We start from the raw sequence: 20,309 nt of genomic DNA, 5'->3' as shown, positions 1-20,309 counted from the left end.
CATACAGGATAATATTCTAACAATCAAAGTTTTGTAAATCTATTACGACCACCCGAATTACAGGCATTTGTTATCAACTGGCCGTTTTCTAGTTCCAAATACCACGTATCACAAGCCATGCACAACACCAACGCGCACGAGGGATTAGGTGCAAGTTTTTCTTTGGGTTCAATGGTAAACTTGTTGCCCTGATATACCAAGTAGCTTGGAACGCAGCAAGCAGGCAAGCCATTGGCATCCAGAATAACCCCGTCGTAGCGAATTTCAAATACGTAGCCATCTTTAGAAGCTACAGACTCCCATTTTTTTACATCTCCCGCTGGTTCAATGGCATTGAGTTTCCATCTTCCTACCAAAGGCTGTATTTCTTCTGGGGTAAGCTGCTTTTCTTTGCACGAAAAAATACCTAAAACAAGAAAGAAAATCCAAACAACATTTTTCATCAAGTTCACAGTTTTTAATGGTTGGGCCTAGTTAGTAAAACACAGATTATCCGTGACAATCCGTCCAATCAGTGTCATTAGTGTTCCAATTCGTTAACCAATGACGCCCAAACACCCCAAATAGTTGGAAACAAAAAAAACGTCAGCCGTTTTACCGACCGACGTTTAATTACTTTAACTCAGATTGTGAGCAAACTTCGACACAAAAATTCGGGTTGTGAGCAACCCTCAACACAAAAATTCAGGTTGTGAGCAACCTTCGACACAAAAATTCAGATTGTGAGCAACCCTCAGCACGGAAAGCAGCCCTCAGCACGGATTCGACATTCTGCATTCAATCACTCGACACTCCAGAACTCTAGCTCCAATCTCTGTCCCACGAATCCTTGGCGTTCCATTCGTCAGTGGGAGCAAACCATTTTTGGTCTTTTATCAAAAACTTCTTCGCTACTTCTTCGTTGAGTTCTACCCCTAAACCTGGCTTATTAGGAACGGGAGCAAAGCCATTGACAACCAAAGGTTTGTTACCCGTTACGATATCCTCCCAGCCTTCCACGTCCACGCCGTGGTGTTCCAATGCCACGAAGTTTTCGGTAGCAGCGGCACAGTGTACGTTGGCCATAAACGAAATCGGACTACCTGCAAAGTGCATTGCCATTGGGATACCGTGTTCTTCGGCGTAGTCTCCAATTTTTTTGGTTTCCAAAATTCCACCCGACGAGGCCAAATCGGGGTGAATCATGTCAACTGCTTTGGCATTAATGAGTTTGATAAACTCTTCTTTCAAGAAAATATCTTCGCCCGTGAGGGTAGGCGTTTCGATGGCGTCTGAGATTTGCTTCCATTGGTCGGTATAAAACCACGGCACCAAGTCTTCGAGCCACGCCAACTGGTATTTTTCAACGGCTTTACCCAAGCGAATGGCCGTATTGACGTCAAAATGCCCGAAGTGGTCGGCTGATACAGGAATGTTGTACCCTACCCCTTCCCGAATTTTGCTAACGTATTCGGCAATGTATTCCAAGCCTTTGTCCGTAATCTGAATTCGTGTAAATGGGTGCTTGGTCATGCCATAGTTTCCTACGGTTTTGGTTTTATTGTCGCGGTGCGAAAGTTTCCAAACATTGTCCCCGATAAGCATACCGGGTTTGCCCGCCAACAGCCCAATTCCAAAGTCCATCTTCAAAAAAGTGTAACCTTTATCGAGGCGGGTTTCTTTGAGCTTTTTGGCAAAGGTAGTTGGGTCGCTGATTTCGGGCGTATCGGCATAGAGGCGAACTTCGTCACGGTACTTTCCGCCAAGCATCTGATAAACAGGAACGTTATAGGCTTTCCCTGCCAAATCCCACAGCGCCATTTCTACCCCGCACACACCACCCGCAGCCCGCCCGTGACCGCCAAACTGCTTGATTTCTTTGAAGATTTTCTCGACGTTACACGGGTTTTGGCCTAACAAACGACTCTTGAGCATCAGCGCGTAATTGGGACTAGCGCCGTCGCGCACTTCTCCCCAGCCTACTAAGCCTTGGTTGGTATCTATGCGAATGATAGGACTTTTAAACGGAACTCCCTGTAAATGAGCAATGCGCATATCGGTGATTTTAAGCTCCGAAGGCTTAGAATCACGTTTTACTTTTTGGGTGATAAATTCCATTTCTTTTTCGGGCCTTCCGTCAAACATCAAGCCCATGGATAATCCGCCAAGTAAGCCTTTGCGTAGAAAGTCGCGGCGATTATTTTCGGAAGCGGTGTGGGAATCGGGCAACTTAAAACGTTGTGTAAATTTTTTCATTGGGGTTTGTCAATTAGGTGCGTACGCACGGTTAAGAGTTGTATTAACGATACAAGATTAGGTCAATTTTTTCTGAAAATATTTCAAAAATCACCGATGGAAAAAGATAGAAGTGTAGGAAGTAAAATTGTATGAATTTTGTCAGCCCCCTAACCCCCAATGGGGGAATTACTACATCTAAAACAAACTCCCCCATTGGGGATGGGGGGCTGTTACTTATGAAAAAAGTTATCCAAGCCCTTTTCTTGGCGGCAATAAGTTCTCCGTTATTTGCCCAAATTCAAGCACCCAAAGAGCTTATTCAGTTTTATACCCAAGAGTGGAAAGGCGAACGTTTTCCCGATGGCCGTCCTAAAGTACCCGATGAAATTGTGAAGCGTTTGGCCAATGTATCTATCGAAGAAGCGTGGGGCATTATGCGGGGAGATGGTTACAACAATCAGTTTGAAGGAAATTTTCAAATCATTCACCCCGAAAAACCGCTCGTGGGACGCGTACTTACGGCGCAGTATATGCCTGCCCGCCCCGATATGGAAAAGCCCATCAAAGAAAAAGGCAAAGCCGAAGGCCGCCGAGGCAACACCAACTCATGGCCCATAGACGCGCTTCAAATTAATGACGTGTATGTAGCCGATGGGTACGGAAAAATCATCGACGGCACGCTCATTGGCGATAACCTTGGCAACTCGATTTATGCCAAATCCAAAACGGGTGTGGTGTTCGACGCGGGCGTGCGCGACCTCGAAGGCTTGAGCGCCATTGATGGTTTTGTGGGCTTCACGCGTGGCTACGACCCCTCGGCCATCAAAGACATGACCATGACCTGTATCAACTGCCCTATTCGTATTGGTCGGGCGTCGGTATTGCCAGGCGACTTGGTATTGGGCAAACCCGAAGGCGTGATTTTTATCCCCGCGCACTTGGCCGAAAAAGTAGTGAATCAGTCCGAGTTTATTGCGTTACAAGATGAGTTTGGGCACAAAATGCTCCGCGAAAATAAATTCACCCCAGGCGAAATCGACATGAAATGGAGCGATGCCATCAAAAACGCCTTCCGCGAGCACATCAAAACCCGCTCGGGAAAAGTGTATTTGACGAGCGAGCAGATTGAGAAGTTTTTGTCGAGGGAGTAAAAAAAGTTGATTTACTTCGGGCCAGTAATTAAAATTGATTACTGACCCGAAGTAAAAATTTAGAGAGCCCCAATAGCAATAATAAGCTCTCTAATCAATCCGTGTTCCACTATTTGTATGCCAATAACATCTCGCAGTTTTACTGTAAACTTACATACTTGCGCTTAAAAAATCCAAACGACACCACCACCAGCACCACATATACTACTGCCAAAATATAGCCCCCGTAGATAAAGAAATCCAGAAAACTGATGTTGGGTTGGCCGAAGTTTTTGTAGAGCAGCACCAATACCGTTCCCAAGTACCCCCACCAATCGGCGAGCGTCACCACAAAACTCACCGTGCTCACGTACTTAAACGAGGCCACAAAACGCTCAAAATAAAGGCCGTTGCAAGGTACGTAGGCCAAATACAACCCCACGCCCGTCAGCGTAAACCATACACCCGCCGAAAGCATTCCTTGCTGGTACATCCACGTACTAACGCCCACGGTAAGCCCACCCGCCACCAAAAGCACGTTGATAAGCATAAACGCTTTCCAGTTGTCTTTCACCCAGCGCAACGTTCCCATCAAAATCAGGATAAAAACCGACACAAAGGTTTCGGTTTGGGTAAAAATGAGTGGGTCGTCCACGCCTGCGGTTTTGAGGATTTCAGGGGCAAAATTGTCGCGAAAATCGCGGAAAGCCGTCAAAAAAACGTAAGAGACAATCAGGGTAATCAACCCCACCGAAAAGGTACTGATGAAACGACTACGATCGGCGGCATTCATGGGCGCGCGTTCGGTACGTTCGGCGCGGTCTTCGTCCGAAGGGGCGGGAAGTTTCGCCAATGCCCAAACGGCCAACACCAGTGGTACGGCAAACATCAACCCCGTCAGAAAAGGCATCCAAAACTCTGAAATACCGTTGTTGAGCAAGGTTTTTCCCACCGTTTTCACAAAACCCGACGCAAAAATAAACGAAGCCGTCAGCCCCGCCACGAGGGCGTCGGTTTGGCGGCGTCCTTCCAAAAAGCCCAAAACGGTGCCATAGACCATCCCGAGCGGAAGGCCGTTGAGAAACAGAAACGGAATATTATAAGGGGCTGGGACGAGGGCAAAACCCAACAAGGCAAGTTCGGCAAATCCTACAAACGACAACAAATAAATAGCGCGTTGGGCGGGTTTCATTTCCGAAACCACCTTAATACCAATGAGTTTGGAAAGTGCATAGCCAAAAACCTGTAAAGTAATCAGCCAAATTTTGTAATTAATCCCCCAGAAAACCATCCCATCAAAAGTAGCGGCGGTAATTCCTCGTCGGAAAGCGTACATGCAGGCATAAGCACAAAAAGCAGCGGTAGCCCCCCAAAGCATGAGGCGGGATTCTGAAGGTCGTTTCATAAAAAGGGTTTAGAAATAGTAAAAAAATGGGTGTTTGTTGATAAACACCCAAAAATAATAAAATCTATGTTGCGGCAATATTATTTACAAAAAAGTACACATAAATCCTCTGATAGGGGTTTTGCCTAAAGGCCTTGGGAAGCATCTAACGCCTATCTTTATTCGTTCAAGGGTATAACACACAGATTACTTTTTTCAATTATATAGAAAAGGATAGCAAATTATTTTTAATTATTGGTGATAGTTGTATATTTGCCTACATTTTACATTTAATTAAAATTGTATAATCAATGAAAAGATTTTTACTCTATTTTATAACTTTTTTTAAAATATTTACAGCACATTCACAAACGGCTGAGCTTTTTTCTGAAATTGCAGACCAGTATTGCCAAAAATACACAGAGTTAGTAAAAAAAAATCCGTTTTTCTATGACTCTTATTCAATTTTAAATGAGACAGATACTCTTATTCTTCACACAATTAATAATCCTTCTTTTGCTAAGTTATGGGCTACTATGCCTAATGATACAGCCAGTCGTAAATATATTTCAAGGAAAATTATTGCACATTTGATTGATAACTGCCATTTTTTTAGGCAAAGTGAAAAACTCGTATTTACAGATTCAGTTAATATCAAATATTATGAGGCCATTAATACTGCAGTTTGTAAATGTTACTCAGAAAAGGAAAATCGTTTAGCACAAGAGGGCCGTTCTGATTGGGCTAAAGATCTTTATCTACCGTGCGTAACTGGGGTACTTAAAAAGAGCGAGGCGTTAGTTGGACTACTAAAAGAAAGACAAGTTGATGTTAATTCCATATCATTTTTATCTCAAATAGAAAGTTATTCATTTGATAATTGCCCCATGTACAAGGAAAAATGGATAACTTCTTTAGCAGAAAAAGGAAGGGTCTATTTTTTAATTTCAAGAATTGGTAATAGGGAAAGTAAAGGACGTGTCCAAAATAATATTTATAGTACTAATTTGGTGTTTTTAATTAATGATTTTGTAGATAAGCAAGCATATGACAATGCTTTGATAAATATCAAAAATTTTAAAAATAATGTAAAATCGTATAAATATTATTTTACTGATTACTCAGAAAGAATATACTGGGGAAGTATTGAATACTATTGGTTTGAATATAGAAATAAACGGCCTTTTTTTCTGGGAAAATTATCATTTATTGCTCATACAGACTATGGAAGTTATGATCAGAAAGTAAAAGAATTATGTTTTACAGGCCGTAATTCTTTTAAGGAATTAGATATTAGAAAGTTTGAGAACGAATTTGCATCTATGCACAAAGATGCGCCACCACCGCCACCTAAAATTTTATTACCAGCATTTCCAAAGTAACAATAACCCTTATATTAGTATTCAAAATGGCTTTGTTGCCTGGCTATAGTAAATCATCACAATCTGCATAAAAAAAGCACTGGAATAGCGAACTTTGAGATTGCCAAACCTCCAAAGTTATCGCCCTATGGGCACCAGTGCTATGCCAAAATTATACTTTTTTACCCAAGCTGACAACCAAGTTCCCAAAAAACCAAAAAAGGCTAAAAAAACACAATCAGCTAAAGAAAAGTACCGACTAAGCAACTGGCCTGATTACAATAAAACATTGATTTCCAAAGGATTTGTTACGCTTTGGCTTAGTGAAGATACACTGGCAAATTGGTATTATCAAGGTCCACGCGCAGCTGGCGGCCAGTTTCGCTATTCCGACGAGTGCATTCAGGCTGCTTTGGCTCTCAAAGCCGTTTTTCGACTTGCATTTCGACAAACACAAGGACTGATTCAGAGCATATTAGCCACTATGAAGATGAATCTACAGATGCCAAGCTACACCCAATTATGTCGCCGACAGGCCAAAGTAGTCACTTTTACAGCCCCAGTTCCTTGTGAGGATGGCATTGTCGAAGCCCTTCATATCGTCATTGACAGTACAGGAGTAAAGGTGTATGGTGAAGGTGACGGGGTCGCCCGCGCGGTGGAAGGTAAAAAAGCACGGAGCCGATAAACGCCGTACCTGGCGCAAACTACATTTGGCCATCGATGAGTCCACCAACGACATCCACGCCGTTGAGTTGACCACCAATGCCGTCAGTGATGCCGATATGGTCAAGCCCTTATTGGATGATATTAAACAGCCTGTTGCTAAAGTGGGTGGCGATGGGGCTTATGACCAAGTCAAAGTATATCAGCAATTGGAAATTAGTCACATTCAGCCCTTAATTCCCCCTCGTGCGAATGCGATTATCTGGATGGACCAAGCAGGTAATGATTTAGTTCATCCTCGTAATGAGGCTATTAGACAAATAGAGGTAGTCGGTTTAACTATATGGAAGCGGCAATGTGGCTATCATCGTCGTAGTAAAGCAGAAACAGCCATGTTTCGATGGAAGGCATGCTTTGGTGAACGATTAGCTACGCGATTGTTGACCCATCAGCAAACAGAGACTCAAATCAAAGCAGCTTGTCTAAATCGATTCACTAAATTAGGAATGCCGAAGACGGTCAAAAGCAACCAACATAGTCATGCAACAAAGCCATACAAAAGGATTAAAGCTTACGGGTAAGTAAATGAGCAAATTTATTCACGCAAAGGCGCAGTGACGCAAAGGCTATAAAAGCCTGATTATCTAAAGCTTAGCGACTCTGCGTGAAACCTTCATTAATTTTGCACAAATACTTAAGTAATTATGCAAAATTAATTGAGACTCAAAAATTTACAATACCTTGATATTCAGCTAGTTTTGCACTTTTGCTTCACTTGCAAAATTTGCCTTTTTACTTAAGTAATTATGTAGAATTAAACTGGACATTATTAACAATATGTGACTCTTTTAACCCCACGCCTTTAGGCTGGGGTCTAAAAAAGAACACAACTTAGGGCTTTAGCCCTGATTTTTAATGTTTTGTCATCAAAAAATCAGGGCTAAAGCCCACGCAAAGTAACTTCCATTATATTCACAGCCTAAAGGCATGGGGTTAAAATAGACGATATTCTAAACTAGCTTAATTTTGCACTTTTACTTAATAATCACTTCTAGCCATATTTGCTTCTATTTCTTCACATGGTCTTGGTTAAAATGTAACCCGACATTTTCTCGCCGCGCCATGGCCATCTTTAAGACTAAATAAGATACATTAATCATGTTGCGAAGCTCCATAATCGGCACCGACACTTTCGACTGCCAGTAGAGCTCTTCGTGTTCTTTATAAATGAGCTCTACGCGGTCGTGTGCGCGTTTCAAGCGGCGATTGGTACGGACAATCCCGACGTAATTCGACATAATTGCCTCCAATTCTTTGGTCATCTCAGTCACCAAAATAGCTTCCTCGGGGTGCGTAGTTCCTTCATCGTTCCACTCAGGTATATTGTCAGGGATACGTGCTTCATCCAAGTTTTCGATGGTTTTGATAAACGCACGATGCGCAAAAACCACCGCCTCCAAGAGCGAGTTAGACGCCAGACGATTGGCACCGTGCAAGCCTGTGCAAGCACACTCCCCAGTCGCGTACAAAAAGAAAATATTGGTTTGTCCAAACTCATTTACCTTGATTCCGCCGCACATATAATGCTGTGCTGGCACGACAGGAATGTAATCTTTACGAATATCAATTCCCAACTGTTCTTTACAATAGGCAGTAATGTTGGGGAAATGTTCAATGAATTTTTCGTAGTCACAATGCGTCACGTCGATATACACGTGATCATCTCCATATTTTTTCATTTCAGAGTCAATCGACCGCGCTACGATGTCACGTGGGGCCAACGAAAGCCGAGGGTCGTAATGCTCCATGAAAGTTTCCCCTTTTTTGTTGCGAAGAATGCCTCCAAAACCCCGAACGGCTTCCGAAATCAGGAAATTGGGTTTTTTGCCTGGCTGATAAAGCGCCGTTGGGTGAAACTGAATAAACTCCATGTTGTCGCAAACGCCCTTGGCGCGGTAGGCCATCGCAATACCATCGCCCGTTGCAATGCGAGGATTGGTCGTATTTTGGTAAATATTTCCAATTCCCCCCGTCGCCAGCATAGTGGTTTTGGCCAAAAATTTCTCAACCTTTCCCGTTTTTGTATCTAACACATACGCCCCAAAACATTTAATATCATCGCGGTGGCGATAGACGGTTTCCCCTAAATGGTGCTGCGTAATCAAATCGACGGCGAAGTAATGCGTAAATATCTGAATAGAAGGATGGCGTTTTACCTCATCGAGCAATGCCCGTTCAATTTCGGCCCCAGTCGCATCTTTAAAGTGCAAAATTCGGTGGTCGGAGTGTCCGCCTTCTTTGGCCAAATCATAATCACCGTCGGCTTCCTTGTCGAAGCGAGTACCGTATGAAATCAGCTCCATGATACGCTCAGGGGCTTCTTTGACGACAATTTCCACGATATTTCGTTTGCTAATGCCACCGCCAGCTACCATCGTATCTTCGATGTGTTTTTCAAAAGAATCTTCTTCCGACCACACGGCAGCAATGCCACCCTGGGCGTATTTAGTGTTGGTTTCATCGGCTTGAACTTTGGTAATGACGGCAATCGAAACTTTTTCTTGTTGCGTATCAAAATGACGCGCTAACTTGGCCGCGTAGCTAAGGCCCGCAATCCCCGAACCTATCACTAAAAAATCGAACTGAGGCATATTGATGTAGAATGACGAAGGTTTGAAATACGAATGTTAAAGTCTTAATAAAACAAAAACTACCAACACAGCCATGGTGGCGCAGGTGGTTATCAATTTGGAAATGACGCGCCCTTCTGCGCCTGCAAGGATAAAGAATAAATCAGTAAAAATTTAATTTTTTGAATCATTTTGTGTTTCAAAAATCAAACCGCTATATTTGCAGTCCGATTTTCGCCTCATAATGCCCGTTTATATAGTTAATTAATTGATTTTCAACGAAAAAACACTTAACAAAGTGGATACACTCAGTTACAGAACCGTTTCGGCTAACGCTGCTACCGTACAAAAGGAATGGATAGTAGTAGATGCTAAGGGTGAAGTTTTGGGACGTTTGGCTAGCCAAATTGCCAAAATTTTACGCGGTAAGCATAAGCCGTATTTCACTCCTCACGTAGATTGTGGAGACAATGTAATTGTCATCAATGCCGATAAAGTGCGTTTGACTGGCAAGAAAATGACCGACAAAGAATACGTTCGCCACACAGGTCACCCAGGTGGTCAGCGTTTTGCTACTCCGCGTGAAATTTTGGCTAAGCAACCACACAAAGTCATTGAAATGGCCGTGAAAGGTATGTTGCCAAAGAATCGTCTTGGTCGTAGCATTTACACTAATTTGCACGTGTATGCAGGTGCAGAGCACCCACATGCCGCTCAACAACCGAAAGAAATTAAATTTTAATCATGGAAGTTACTAACACAGTAGGTAGAAGAAAAACATCCGTAGCTCGCGTTTACGTATCAGCCGGAGAAGGCAATATCAAGGTGAATGGCCGTGAGTTTGCTGAGTACTTCCCAATCGAAACGCTCCAAATCATTTTGAAGCAGCCTTTGACAACCGTTAATGTAGCTTCAAGTTATGATATTAAAGTGAACGTTCGCGGTGGTGGTGTTCGTGGTCAAGCGGAGGCAACTCGCATGGCGATTGCTCGTGCATTGTGCGAAATCAATGCGGAGTTCCGTCCAGCTCTCAAGAAAGAAGGATTCTTGACACGTGATGCTCGTATGGTTGAGCGTAAGAAATACGGTCGCGCTAAAGCTCGTCGTCGTTTCCAATTCTCAAAACGCTAATACCTTTCAATTTGAAAATTGGAGAATTAGTAAATTTGAAAATTAAGGGCTTACAATTCACCCATTTTCAAATTACTGAATTATCAAATTTTCAAATTAGCCAAGTCCAGACTACGCTTATGGTGTCCGTTGCGTGGTGCTGCGTATTTAAAATTTTTCTAACAACATTTACATTTAGCTAATAAAATGGCACAATTAGAGTACAAAGACCTGTTGGATGCAGGTGTACACTTTGGTCACTTGACACGTAAGTGGGATCCTCGTATGGCTCCATACATTTTCATGGAGAAAAACGATATCCATATCATTGACCTTAATAAAACAATCGCATCACTTGACGAAGCTTGCCAATACGTAAAAGGCGTAGTTCGTTCAGGCCGTAAAGTGATGTTTGTAGCTACCAAGAAGCAAGCACAAGAAATCGTGTCGGAAGAAGCACGTCGCTTGAAAATGCCATTCGTAACCGAGCGTTGGTTAGGTGGTATGTTGACAAACTTCGCTACCATTCGTAAGTCATTGAAAAAAATGCAGAGCTTGGAGAAGTTGTTGAGCGACGAAGCTACTGCAAGCAATATTGCAAAGCGTGAGCGCCTTATCAAAGGTCGTGAAAAAGATAAATTGGAGCGTTTGTTGGGTGGTGTGGCTGATTTGACGCGCTTGCCAGCAGCTTTGTTTGTAGTAGATGTGAAGCGTGAGCACATTGCTGTAGCTGAAGCAAAACGTTTGGGTATTCCTGTGATCGCCATGTGTGATACAAACTCAAACCCTAATGAAGTAGATTTCGTAATCCCCGCAAATGACGATGCTTACAAGTCAATCTCATTGATTACCCTTGCCATCGGTAAGGCAATCGAAGAAGGACTCATCGAGCGTAAGCAAGAGCGTGATGACGCACGTATGGCCGAAGAAGAAGACGCAAAGCGTTCGGAAGACACAGGCTCAGAAGCGCCAGCAGCTAAAGTAACTGACGAGGACTAAGAGTTCAATATATATACCACCGCTTCGGCGGCGGTCGGATAGCCCGTAGCTGCTCATAGGCTATGGGCTATTCCGTTTAACGATTTCATAAAGTAAGAGGTAAAACAAATACAAAACCGATTGCGTAGTTTTACCAAGTCACTTATTTTACTGGAAATCAGTACCTATTAATCATTAAATTACTAAAATTAACTTTTATAAAAAATGGCAATTACCGCAGCAGATGTAAACAAGCTCCGCCAAATGACTGGCGCAGGTATGATGGATTGCAAAAAAGCCCTTACCGAAGCAAATGGTGATTTTGAGCAAGCGGTTGACATCCTTCGTAAACAAGGTCAAAAAGTAGCAGCCAAACGCGCTGACAACGTTGTATCTGAAGGCGTAGTATTGGTTCATGTAAGCCCTGATGGCAAAAACGGCAAAATCGTTGCATTGGCTTGCGAAACTGAACCTGTATCAAAAGTAGAAAGTTTCCAAAATTTGGCCATGAACATCATGAGCCAAGCAGTAGCTACTAACGCTGCTGACAAAGAAACTCTTTTAGCAACTCCTCAAGCCGACGGGCAAACACTTCAGGAGCTTATCACAGAACTGATTGGTAAAATCGGTGAGAAACTTGAAGTTATAGGTTACGAAAACGTAACAGCCGACGCGATTAGCTCATACATTCACTCAAACAACAAGCGCGGTGTATTGGTCGCATTTGATGGCGTAACTGAAGGAACTGACCTTTCAGAAGTAGGTCGTGACATTGCGATGCAAATCGCAGCTATGAAGCCAATCGCAGTGGATAAAGGCGATGTGGATGCCGCTGTTATTGAGCGTGAAATCGAAATTGGTAAAGAACTAGCCCGCAACGAAGGCAAAGCAGAAGCAATGCTTGAGAAAATTGCTTTGGGTCGTTTGAACAAATTCTACAAAGAGAATACTTTGTTGAACCAAGAGTTTATCAAAGATGGTTCATTGACAATTTCTCAATTATTAGACAAAACTCAAAAAGGTCTTACAATTAAGGCATTCAAGCACATCGCTATCGGCGCCTAGTTTATTCCTTTTAGACATAATAAATACCCTCAGAAAATTATATCTGAGGGTATTTTTATTATATAAATAAACGTATTTAGCTTATTAAATAGCCATAACGAGCAAAATTAAATGCCTCATTGTGTGCAGTGTGAGAAGATTTTCTGTATTTTACTTCAATTTTTCTTGTTACTCTAAACCTATCTTCCCGTCCTAATGAGCGTACACTCAATTGGAATGAATCACTATACCGACGAGCAGTTGGTGCGCATGTATGTTGACACGCAACGCAACACTTTTTTTGAAGCACTTTATGAGCGATACGCTGATAAGGTGTATAGGAAGTGTCTATCTTTTGTGAAAGACCAAGCAAAAGCAGAAGACTTTACCCACGATATTTTTCTGAAATTAATCGTACGGATTGGCACGTTTAAAGAATCTTCAAAATTCTCTACTTGGCTGTTTTCTATTACCTACAACTATTGCATGGATCAGTTGAGGTTAACGAAGAAGATGGCCGAAGATGAATTGACCGAAACAATTGATGTGGCCGAAGAAGGCGAAGATATTGAAGAAATAGAAATGGATGCTAAACGTCTTCGTCAGGCTTTGGATGGAATTTCGCACGAAGAGCGAACAATTCTACTCATGAAGTATCAAGACGACTTTAGTATCAAAGACATCGCAGATACGTTTGGGTTGACTGAGAGCGCCGTTAAAATGCGACTAAAGCGCACCAAAGAAAAGCTCAAGAAACGCTACCTAGAAGGCGCGATGTTCACAATGCTGATTATAACCAAATTGACACTCTTGGTGAAATGGTGGCTGAAACACTAACACTAGGAATACTAAAATCGCAAAATGAGTAATCCTTTTTTCGACATCGACCCCGACGATAAGGTACCTGAGTCGCTAAAAAAAGCAATCGTATCAGAAATTGACACGATTAGAAACACCATGGAGCTGGTAACGCTCTATGTGGGGCATTTTTTTAGTGCCGCTGGTGCTATGGCAAGCAATGAGCTAAATAAAGCTGTACCTAATCAAGACAAAACCTCTAGCTAGAATGAAACAATTACCAAACCTCACCGAAATACTCATTAGTACGCTTACCAAACTGATCAATCAATTTGTTGAGTTTGTCCCCCGATTTATTTTTGCTGCTTTCATTTTGTTGATTGGGTATGCCGTCGCCAAAGGATTAGCAGTAATTACAAGTAAGGTATTATCACGCGTAGGTTTTGATAAAATTGGCGATAAACTAAACGAAGTCAGCATTGTAAAACAACTTCAAACCGAAATTAAACTAAGTCATATCGTATCTAAAGTATTGTACTACTTTATAATGCTTGGTTTTATCACGGATGCTACGCGTACATTAGGCGTCGGTGCAATTACCAGTTTGGTAGAGAAGCTTGTCAATTTTGTACCTCAACTCATTGTGGCGGCTATCATGCTCCAAATTGGCGTTTTAGTGTCAGAAGCCATTAAAAATGCGGTGGTATCTATTTGTAAATCCTTTAATGTACCTTCTGCTAAATTGATAGGAACAATTGTATTTACGTTCTTTTTGGTAATTACCATCATCAGCGCCCTTGGCCAAGCAGGTGTAAATACCGAATTATTGGAGTCGAGTTTTAATCTCTTGATGGGTGGTATTGTTTTGGCCTTTGCAGTTGGATATGGCTTTGCCTCAAAAGATATTTTAGCCAACCTCCTTTCCTCATTTTACAACAAAAACAAGTATCAAGAGGGCCAAATTATTCAAATAGACGATGTCAAAGGAAAAATCATTGCCCTTGATACCACCTCTATTACCCTCGAAACGGGCGAGTCAAAAACCGTCTTCCCACTTCAAGCATTGCAATCTAAAAAAGTAGAGATTTTTGATAAATAGACCAAATAGCGCTGAAAACAAATCAGTTTTACCATGAAAAAAGTTAGTACATTAGTTGTAATGATGGCCCTTACAATCATTGGAGCTTGGGCACAAGAAGCAGTAAAAGACACCAGTTACTGGAAAAAAAAATCACAGTTTGGGGTAAATTTAAGCCAAGGTACATTTAGTAATAGTTGGCAAGGCGGAGGTATCAATAACATTGCCTTAGGGATTTATCTTAATTCTAAAGGGGAATACACCAAAGGTCCAACGAACTGGGTAAACGATTTTCAGTTCCAACTAGGAGCCATACAAAACCGAGGTGATGACTTTCGGAAGAGTATCGATCGACTTTTTTTTGATTCAAAGTACGGGTATAAGCTCGGCACAAATTCACAATGGCTGTTTTTTGCCAACATAAACTTTTTGTCACAAGTAGCCAATGGCCGTGATTTTACCACTGATAGACGACCATTTATCTCTGGGTTCTTTACACCAGCCTACATTACGGAAGCCATCGGATTGGAGTGGAAACCTAATAAGTTTTTCAACATGCAATTTGCTCCAGGGGCGATTCGACAAACGATTTTGGGCAATAAGGACTTATATTTGGATATCGACCGTTTAAGTCCAGAATATAAGTTTTCAAACTACGGTGTAGAGCGTGGAAAAGCAGTTCGGAACGAAGTGGCAATAATGCAATTGGTGATGAACTATAACAAAGATTTGGTGAAAGACGTCAATTTAAAATGGCGTTATCAAGCCTTTGCAAGCGCAAAAGACTTGGCAGCCATCGATAACCGTTTGGATGCTCAATTGACCGCAAAGTTTGCCAAGTACTTTAATGTCAATATTGGCCTGATTGCCATTTATGATCAAGACCAAGTAGCTAAAATGCAATTAGCGCAATCAATCAACTTTGGCTTTTTGTACAGCTGGTAATTGGGCACTTTAAAATGATTTTGTAAATTAGCTACACAACCCTAAACAACTACTAACTATGCTTCAAGAATTCAAAAAGTTTATTGCCCAAGGAAATGTCCTAGATTTAGCCGTCGGGGTATTGGTAGGTGCTGCCTTTGGAAAAGTAGTAACTGCCTTTATGGATGACATTATCAACCCTGTCGTAGGACTAGCTGTCGGCGGTGTTGATTTATCAGCGCTAAAAATTGTTTTGAAAGCTGCGGATCCTGCTACACAAACTGCCGAAGTAGCAATACGCTACGGTAGCTTTATCAATGTGGGTATTCAATTTTTGATTACAATGTGGGTAATCTTCCTCATTGTGAAGGCTGCCAACAAAGCCAAACTTTCAAACTCACTAGCTCCCAAAGAATAATTAGCTTTTGCCATTTACCCTAGCCCTGTTTGCAACATGCGAGCAGGGCTTTTTTATATACGTATTTCTACGTGTTTTGTCAAGTGGTAGTACGGCATTCTCAAGCAACCACTCACATTAAATAATTGAATTACAGCAACTTACAAAACACTACGTATTTATACGTATTTTACTCCCCTCTTTTTTTGTAGTATGTTTGTTGTGTCAAATTAGAAGGCAAGCCCCTATCCCTCACACGCTAAAACTGACATAATCATGAACACACAACCTCTACTTACTAGCTTTCCTGCTTCGTCAGGAACACATTCAAACAATAGCATTATTATTCCGAATGGTACGCGTCAAATAGTAATTCCTATGAGTCAGTTGGTGTGCATGGAAGGCTCAGGAAACTATGCCTATATTTATACAAGTGACGGAAGACGGTATTTGGTGTCTAAAACACTGAAGAGTTATGCCGATATTTTGGACAAGACTGTGTTTTTGCGTGTACACAAATCTTGGATTATCAACTTGGCGTTTTTGCAAGATTACTGTGAGGATGACCGATCATTGCGGTTACAAGGGGGGAGAGAAATTGCCATATCACGCCGTCGGATTCGCGAAGTGTGCCCAGTATTGCGGCGTGTAGCTTAAACAGAAAACAATTCTATCAGAATAAAGATTTTTTTTAGTGGGTTAATTGATAAAATATCGTCCTGCCGACTCATCGGCAGGACGAATTCATTTTAGAACAGGGTAAAACCCGCCGTAAGTTGCCATAGTGACACTTTGCTGTTGAACTGCGCATTGTTCTGTAAGTTCAACTGCGAAATATTAGAAAGCCCACTTTCGTAACGTAAATCAATATTAAACGACCGAATGTCTAAGCCAATACCTGCTTGGTAGCCAAACGTAGCTTGTTCGATGGTCTTGTTGATATTCTGAGAAGAATATACCTTTAAAGCATCTCCCAATTGGCTTCCTTGTGCAACATTGAGTGATGCCATCGGACCCGCATTAAAACGCAACGGCCCCAATTTAAAACCCACCAAAACAGGAATATCAATCTGGCTAAACTTGACATCAACATTGACGGGAGAACTGCTACCACTTTTGAGAATTTCAAATGTCCCACCTTTTGAGGATAAAAGAATCTCTGGTTGAATGAATAATTTTCGACCAATACGGGCATAAGCTCCAACTACATATCCTGTGCGATTGGCTGAGTTATTTTTAAAAAAATCTTGAACAGATGCTCCTGGACGGCTTATGCTCAGTCCTTCGGTTTGAAGTTGTGAGAAGTTTGCTCCTCCGCGCACACCGACAAAAACTAATTTGCGATTAAATTGCGCATTGGCTTGTAAAGCAGCAGATAGAACCAAAAACGCCAAAATTGCCTTTTTCATGGTTTGTTATAGAGAGTTATTGTGTAAAAATAATAACAATGATGACGGATTAACGCCCACAGTATCGTCGAGATTGTTTGCAGAATTTTCTAAATTTGAAAATGATACCAATCTTACTTAAAAAACGCACCTCTTACACCCCCTTAACCACTCATAAAAATCTTACAAATAGCACCCAACTACCTTATACATTTGAACCGTTAAATCAATGAATCGTTCGAGTAATTGAAGTAAAACTATTGTTTTACAGCGATTTATGACGGAGAAGTGCTATTCCTACTTGATTCTGTTAAAATAGTTTCGGTACTTCGTTGAATACTCGAACAGCTTAGTTGCTAAATCTAAAACAATTAACAATCATTAACCAATCATGGAACCTCAACAAGAACGCGGATTTTGGTCACAACTCACTACTTTTTCAAAAGTACTCATCTTTTTGGTCGTTGCAGGGGTGTTAGGTGGCTCTGCTTGGTATATTTTGAAGAACGGAAAAGAAGAACCAACTGCTACCACTTCCACAAATACAGATACGGTAGCTGTGTCCAATGGAGCAAGTACTTCGGTTTCGACGGATAAAGTTGCTTCGGACAGCAAAGAACCCGCGAAAGTGGAAGAGAAAGTTCAGCCTAAAGTAAGCGATGTGGCCGTTGATGAGGCTCCTGCGGTGGCAAAAGCTGCCGAACCTGCAAAAAAGGTGGCAACAACCACACCTAAAAAAATAAAAGCAACGACCAAAAAATCGGTAACGAAAAAAGAGTCGGCAGAACCAGCAAAGCCTAAAAAGAAGTCGAAAAACAACGAGGATGTTGAAGTAGATATCTAGGTTTAAACTTTTTGAAACATGAAAAAATACTTAAATAAAGGCTTACTCATGCTTCTTGTTTTTTGCATGGTAGCCTTACAAACACTAGCTCAAACCCCCAAATACGCGGGTTATCGCGGCGGGTTTGACATTGGCTCGCAGGGAGTAAAATTATCGGTGATGGGCTTTTATTTCCAAAACAACAAACTGCGCTATAAGCTGGTTTATGACCGCCAAGAAACAGTAGGACTGGTGAAAGGGATGGAAACCAACGGGGGAAAACTTCGCCCTGCGGACATTCAAGAAGCAATTGCGTTTGTGCAAGAAATGATGGAAGACGTAAAGTCAGTATATAAACTCACCAATAAAGACTTTATCATTTATGCGTCTTCGGGGGTGAATATTGCTTCTAACATTGGCGATTTAGACGCACTAGCCCAGAAAAACCTTGGAATGCGCGTAAACATCAATATGCCTGCCAAAGCGGAAGCCACCTACGGCGCAAGGGCGGGGTTGGCCCGCGAAGACTTCGATTCAGCGATTTTGGTCGATGTGGGTGGGGGAAACACCAAAGGAGGGATTTTGCAGAAATACGTCGGTGCCGATGGCCGCGAACGTTATACCTTCAAATCGTATAACATCGAGTACGGAGCCCGCCGCTTGTCGGAACGTATTTTGAAACGTACCAACGGATTTGAAGCTTACGTTCAGGATTTAAAAAGTATGGTCGAAGACTCCATTGCACCGCTGATTCGTTCGTCGCTCAACGATAACCCTGAGATTCGGTCGGCAACGCGTAACATTGTTTATACCACAGGTGGCGTTTCGTACCAGTTCATCACGTGGTTGGTACCCGAAAAAGTACAGGACGAAATCATTGAGTTTAAGTACGATGACTTGTTGAAGTTTTACAACATGCTTCGTACGCCCGACGGATGGTCGGAGTTTGAAACTCGAAAGTTTGATAACGTCAAAGATGCAAAGCTGAAAGAGTTGATGGCACGCGACCTCGACAAGGCGACTAAAAAGGTGTATAACCGTGATGCGTGCTTAGCGGGGATTTCGTTGGTACTACAAGCGATTCGCGAAATCGGTAATCCAGAGCGAAAAACCTTCTATTTTACCCGAGATGCGTATTGGATCAACACCACGGTTTATGATACGTACAAAGGTGATTTTCAAGCTAAATAAACCTATTTTTGACAAAGTATAACCAATTTTCTTTTTCTCATGGACAATAATCAAGCATTGACAAAATTGAGCGACCTGCCCATCTTGAAACATTTGGAAGGTGGAGAAAATAAATTAAAAGTGTTGCCAGAAAACATGGCCAACTGGAAAAAAGGCGAGAAATCCATCGCTTGGTTTGTGGGACTTATCCTGATGTTGGGCCTTTTATACGGCTTTTTTATGTTCGTATTGCCCGTCATTGTGGCGGCTTTTACGAAGGCACTAGCCGCATTGGTGGTTGTAGGTACGGTGGTATTAGGTGTAATGCTGGCACCGTTTATTTTTAAACTATTCCGTCGTTTGGTGCGTGGATTGCACAAGTTTTTGATTAAAGTGGATCCTTTTGCAGAGCTTGACGATCAATTGGACAAGATGAAAGATTCGCGTCAACAATTTGAAAAAGTAAAGGCCGAAATCAACGCTTGTAAGATTCAAATGAAACAAGAAGCGGTGAAAGCCGAGAAACTAGCCAAAGATGCGGGTCAAAAAGTAGTGTATTGCCAAGAAGAAGCCAAAGCATTGAAAGTGAAGCTAGACAAAATGATTGAAAAAGGCGGTGATGCAGCACGAGAAACCGACGATTTTGTACATTTAGAGGGAAAACTTAATTCAGCCATTGGCGACGGGAACCGTGCCGTATCGGAAGCAGAAACGTACAAGCGATTAGTGGACACGTTTGGTTCTCGGGCCAATGTGTTTGCCAAACTTGATCGCAAATTGGTAGGCTACGGCCACGCGTTTGACGAAAAATTGAAAGATTTTGCCACAAGCATCAACTTGCTTAAAACGGAGTCTCGTGCAATGGCTGCGGCCAACAACGCTACCACTCGTGCCCGGAAGGTGCTGGGCCAAGGCCAAGATTGGCAGCTAGACTATGCGTTGGAAGTGATTTCGGGACAAATTGCCAGCGACATTGCCAGCACACAAGCCAACATTCGCGATTTGGACAGCATTGTGAGAGACTTTAATCCAAACGATGAACGTGCATACGCTCGCTTGGAGACCTTTGCCAACCAAATCAAAGGAGGTGAGTTTGAAGTAAGCGACCCTAATCGAATTTCAAACCCGAACTACAAGCTCACTTCTGAGCAGAAAAATGCGGGTGGCGGTATTACGGATATTTTTAACTAGGATGATGCAACTTCCCGAAA

General features: G+C 42.2%; 22 protein-coding genes. 17 read left to right on the top strand and 5 right to left on the bottom strand.

Annotated features, from left to right (window positions below; all coding sequences use genetic code 11):
• Positions 1-23: 23 nt before the first annotated feature.
• Both DTQ70_RS26180 and DTQ70_RS26175 read right to left on the bottom strand, forming a co-directional pair.
• Positions 24-443, bottom strand: a complete 420-nt coding sequence (locus DTQ70_RS26180; RefSeq protein ID WP_122933535.1) for a hypothetical protein — start codon at positions 441-443, stop codon at positions 24-26.
• Between the two features lie 358 nt (positions 444-801).
• Positions 802-2,235 carry a mandelate racemase/muconate lactonizing enzyme family protein gene (locus DTQ70_RS26175; protein WP_122933534.1) on the bottom strand — a complete coding sequence of 478 codons (1,434 nt, stop codon included), beginning with the start codon at positions 2,233-2,235 and terminating at the stop codon, positions 802-804.
• A 218-nt stretch (positions 2,236-2,453) separates the two neighbouring features.
• On the opposite strand from DTQ70_RS26175, the gene DTQ70_RS26170 reads away from it, so the two are divergent.
• Positions 2,454-3,368, top strand: coding sequence for an RraA family protein (locus tag DTQ70_RS26170; protein WP_122933533.1), 915 nt, complete (start codon positions 2,454-2,456; stop codon positions 3,366-3,368).
• 139 nt (positions 3,369-3,507) lie between these two features.
• Here DTQ70_RS26170 and DTQ70_RS26165 read toward each other — a convergent pair whose 3' ends face one another.
• Positions 3,508-4,752 carry a DUF5690 family protein gene (locus DTQ70_RS26165; protein ID WP_122933532.1) on the bottom strand — a complete coding sequence of 415 codons (1,245 nt, stop codon included), beginning with the start codon at positions 4,750-4,752 and terminating at the stop codon, positions 3,508-3,510.
• Positions 4,753-5,042: 290 nt separating this feature from the next.
• Here DTQ70_RS26165 and DTQ70_RS26160 point away from each other — a divergent pair, with 290 nt between their 5' ends.
• The 3 genes from DTQ70_RS26160 to DTQ70_RS31140 all read left to right on the top strand — a co-directional run bounded on the left by DTQ70_RS26160 (position 5,043) and on the right by DTQ70_RS31140 (position 7,339).
• On the top strand, positions 5,043-6,113 hold the full coding sequence (locus tag DTQ70_RS26160; protein WP_122933531.1) for a hypothetical protein: 1,071 nt from the start codon (positions 5,043-5,045) through the stop codon (positions 6,111-6,113).
• 127 nt (positions 6,114-6,240) lie between these two features.
• The gene (locus DTQ70_RS31145; RefSeq protein ID WP_229600017.1) at positions 6,241-6,780 is read left to right on the top strand and encodes a transposase; all 540 of its coding nucleotides are present in this window, start codon (positions 6,241-6,243) and stop codon (positions 6,778-6,780) included.
• The gene (locus DTQ70_RS31140) at positions 6,722-7,339 is read left to right on the top strand and encodes an IS5 family transposase (RefSeq protein ID WP_229600016.1); all 618 of its coding nucleotides are present in this window, start codon (positions 6,722-6,724) and stop codon (positions 7,337-7,339) included. The genes DTQ70_RS31145 and DTQ70_RS31140 overlap by 59 nt, the downstream gene beginning before the upstream one ends.
• A 486-nt stretch (positions 7,340-7,825) precedes the next feature.
• On the opposite strand, the gene nadB is transcribed toward DTQ70_RS31140, so the two are convergent.
• Positions 7,826-9,409 (bottom strand): L-aspartate oxidase, encoded by a 1,584-nt coding sequence (gene nadB, locus DTQ70_RS26150; RefSeq protein ID WP_122933530.1) that lies wholly within the window; start codon positions 9,407-9,409, stop codon positions 7,826-7,828.
• A 277-nt stretch (positions 9,410-9,686) separates the two neighbouring features.
• Between nadB and rplM the strand changes: the two genes are divergently transcribed.
• The 10 genes from rplM (at position 9,687) to DTQ70_RS26100 (ending at position 16,374) form a co-directional block, all read left to right on the top strand.
• On the top strand, positions 9,687-10,130 hold the full coding sequence (gene rplM / locus DTQ70_RS26145; protein WP_028524896.1) for a 50S ribosomal protein L13: 444 nt from the start codon (positions 9,687-9,689) through the stop codon (positions 10,128-10,130).
• A gap of 2 nt (positions 10,131-10,132) precedes the next feature.
• Positions 10,133-10,519, top strand: a complete 387-nt coding sequence (rpsI, locus tag DTQ70_RS26140) for a 30S ribosomal protein S9 (RefSeq protein WP_122933529.1) — start codon at positions 10,133-10,135, stop codon at positions 10,517-10,519.
• A 186-nt stretch (positions 10,520-10,705) separates the two neighbouring features.
• Positions 10,706-11,497, top strand: a complete 792-nt coding sequence (gene rpsB / locus DTQ70_RS26135) for a 30S ribosomal protein S2 (RefSeq protein ID WP_122933528.1) — start codon at positions 10,706-10,708, stop codon at positions 11,495-11,497.
• 204 nt (positions 11,498-11,701) lie between these two features.
• Positions 11,702-12,541, top strand: coding sequence for a translation elongation factor Ts (tsf, locus tag DTQ70_RS26130; protein ID WP_122933527.1), 840 nt, complete (start codon positions 11,702-11,704; stop codon positions 12,539-12,541).
• 195 nt (positions 12,542-12,736) lie between these two features.
• Positions 12,737-13,357 carry an RNA polymerase sigma factor gene (locus DTQ70_RS26125; RefSeq protein ID WP_229600015.1) on the top strand — a complete coding sequence of 207 codons (621 nt, stop codon included), beginning with the start codon at positions 12,737-12,739 and terminating at the stop codon, positions 13,355-13,357.
• 24 nt (positions 13,358-13,381) lie between these two features.
• Positions 13,382-13,585, top strand: a complete 204-nt coding sequence (locus tag DTQ70_RS26120; RefSeq protein ID WP_122933526.1) for a hypothetical protein — start codon at positions 13,382-13,384, stop codon at positions 13,583-13,585.
• Between the two features lies 1 nt (position 13,586).
• Positions 13,587-14,417 (top strand): mechanosensitive ion channel family protein, encoded by an 831-nt coding sequence (locus DTQ70_RS26115; protein ID WP_122933525.1) that lies wholly within the window; start codon positions 13,587-13,589, stop codon positions 14,415-14,417.
• Positions 14,418-14,450: 33 nt separating this feature from the next.
• The gene (locus DTQ70_RS26110; RefSeq protein ID WP_122933524.1) at positions 14,451-15,341 is read left to right on the top strand and encodes a DUF3078 domain-containing protein; all 891 of its coding nucleotides are present in this window, start codon (positions 14,451-14,453) and stop codon (positions 15,339-15,341) included.
• Positions 15,342-15,399: 58 nt separating this feature from the next.
• The gene (mscL, locus tag DTQ70_RS26105) at positions 15,400-15,738 is read left to right on the top strand and encodes a large conductance mechanosensitive channel protein MscL (protein WP_122933523.1); all 339 of its coding nucleotides are present in this window, start codon (positions 15,400-15,402) and stop codon (positions 15,736-15,738) included.
• 255 nt (positions 15,739-15,993) lie between these two features.
• The gene (locus DTQ70_RS26100) at positions 15,994-16,374 is read left to right on the top strand and encodes a LytTR family DNA-binding domain-containing protein (protein ID WP_122933522.1); all 381 of its coding nucleotides are present in this window, start codon (positions 15,994-15,996) and stop codon (positions 16,372-16,374) included.
• Positions 16,375-16,466: 92 nt separating this feature from the next.
• On the opposite strand, the gene DTQ70_RS26095 is transcribed toward DTQ70_RS26100, so the two are convergent.
• A complete protein-coding gene (locus DTQ70_RS26095; RefSeq protein ID WP_122933521.1) occupies positions 16,467-17,126 on the bottom strand; it encodes a porin family protein in 660 nt (219 codons plus the stop codon).
• 370 nt (positions 17,127-17,496) lie between these two features.
• Between DTQ70_RS26095 and DTQ70_RS26090 the strand changes: the two genes are divergently transcribed.
• The 3 genes from DTQ70_RS26090 to DTQ70_RS26080 are packed head-to-tail and all read left to right on the top strand — an operon-like array spanning position 17,497 to position 20,289.
• Positions 17,497-17,949, top strand: coding sequence for a hypothetical protein (locus tag DTQ70_RS26090; RefSeq protein WP_122933520.1), 453 nt, complete (start codon positions 17,497-17,499; stop codon positions 17,947-17,949).
• Positions 17,950-17,967: 18 nt separating this feature from the next.
• On the top strand, positions 17,968-19,119 hold the full coding sequence (locus DTQ70_RS26085; RefSeq protein WP_122933519.1) for a hypothetical protein: 1,152 nt from the start codon (positions 17,968-17,970) through the stop codon (positions 19,117-19,119).
• A gap of 39 nt (positions 19,120-19,158) precedes the next feature.
• Positions 19,159-20,289, top strand: a complete 1,131-nt coding sequence (locus DTQ70_RS26080) for a hypothetical protein (RefSeq protein ID WP_122933518.1) — start codon at positions 19,159-19,161, stop codon at positions 20,287-20,289.
• The last annotated feature ends 20 nt before the right edge of the window (positions 20,290-20,309 follow it).

This window comes from Runella sp. SP2, assembly GCF_003711225.1.
GTDB lineage: Bacteria > Bacteroidota > Bacteroidia > Cytophagales > Spirosomataceae > Runella.
The sequence above is the reverse complement of the archived record's forward strand: the minus strand, read 5'-3'. Positions and strand labels throughout refer to the sequence as shown.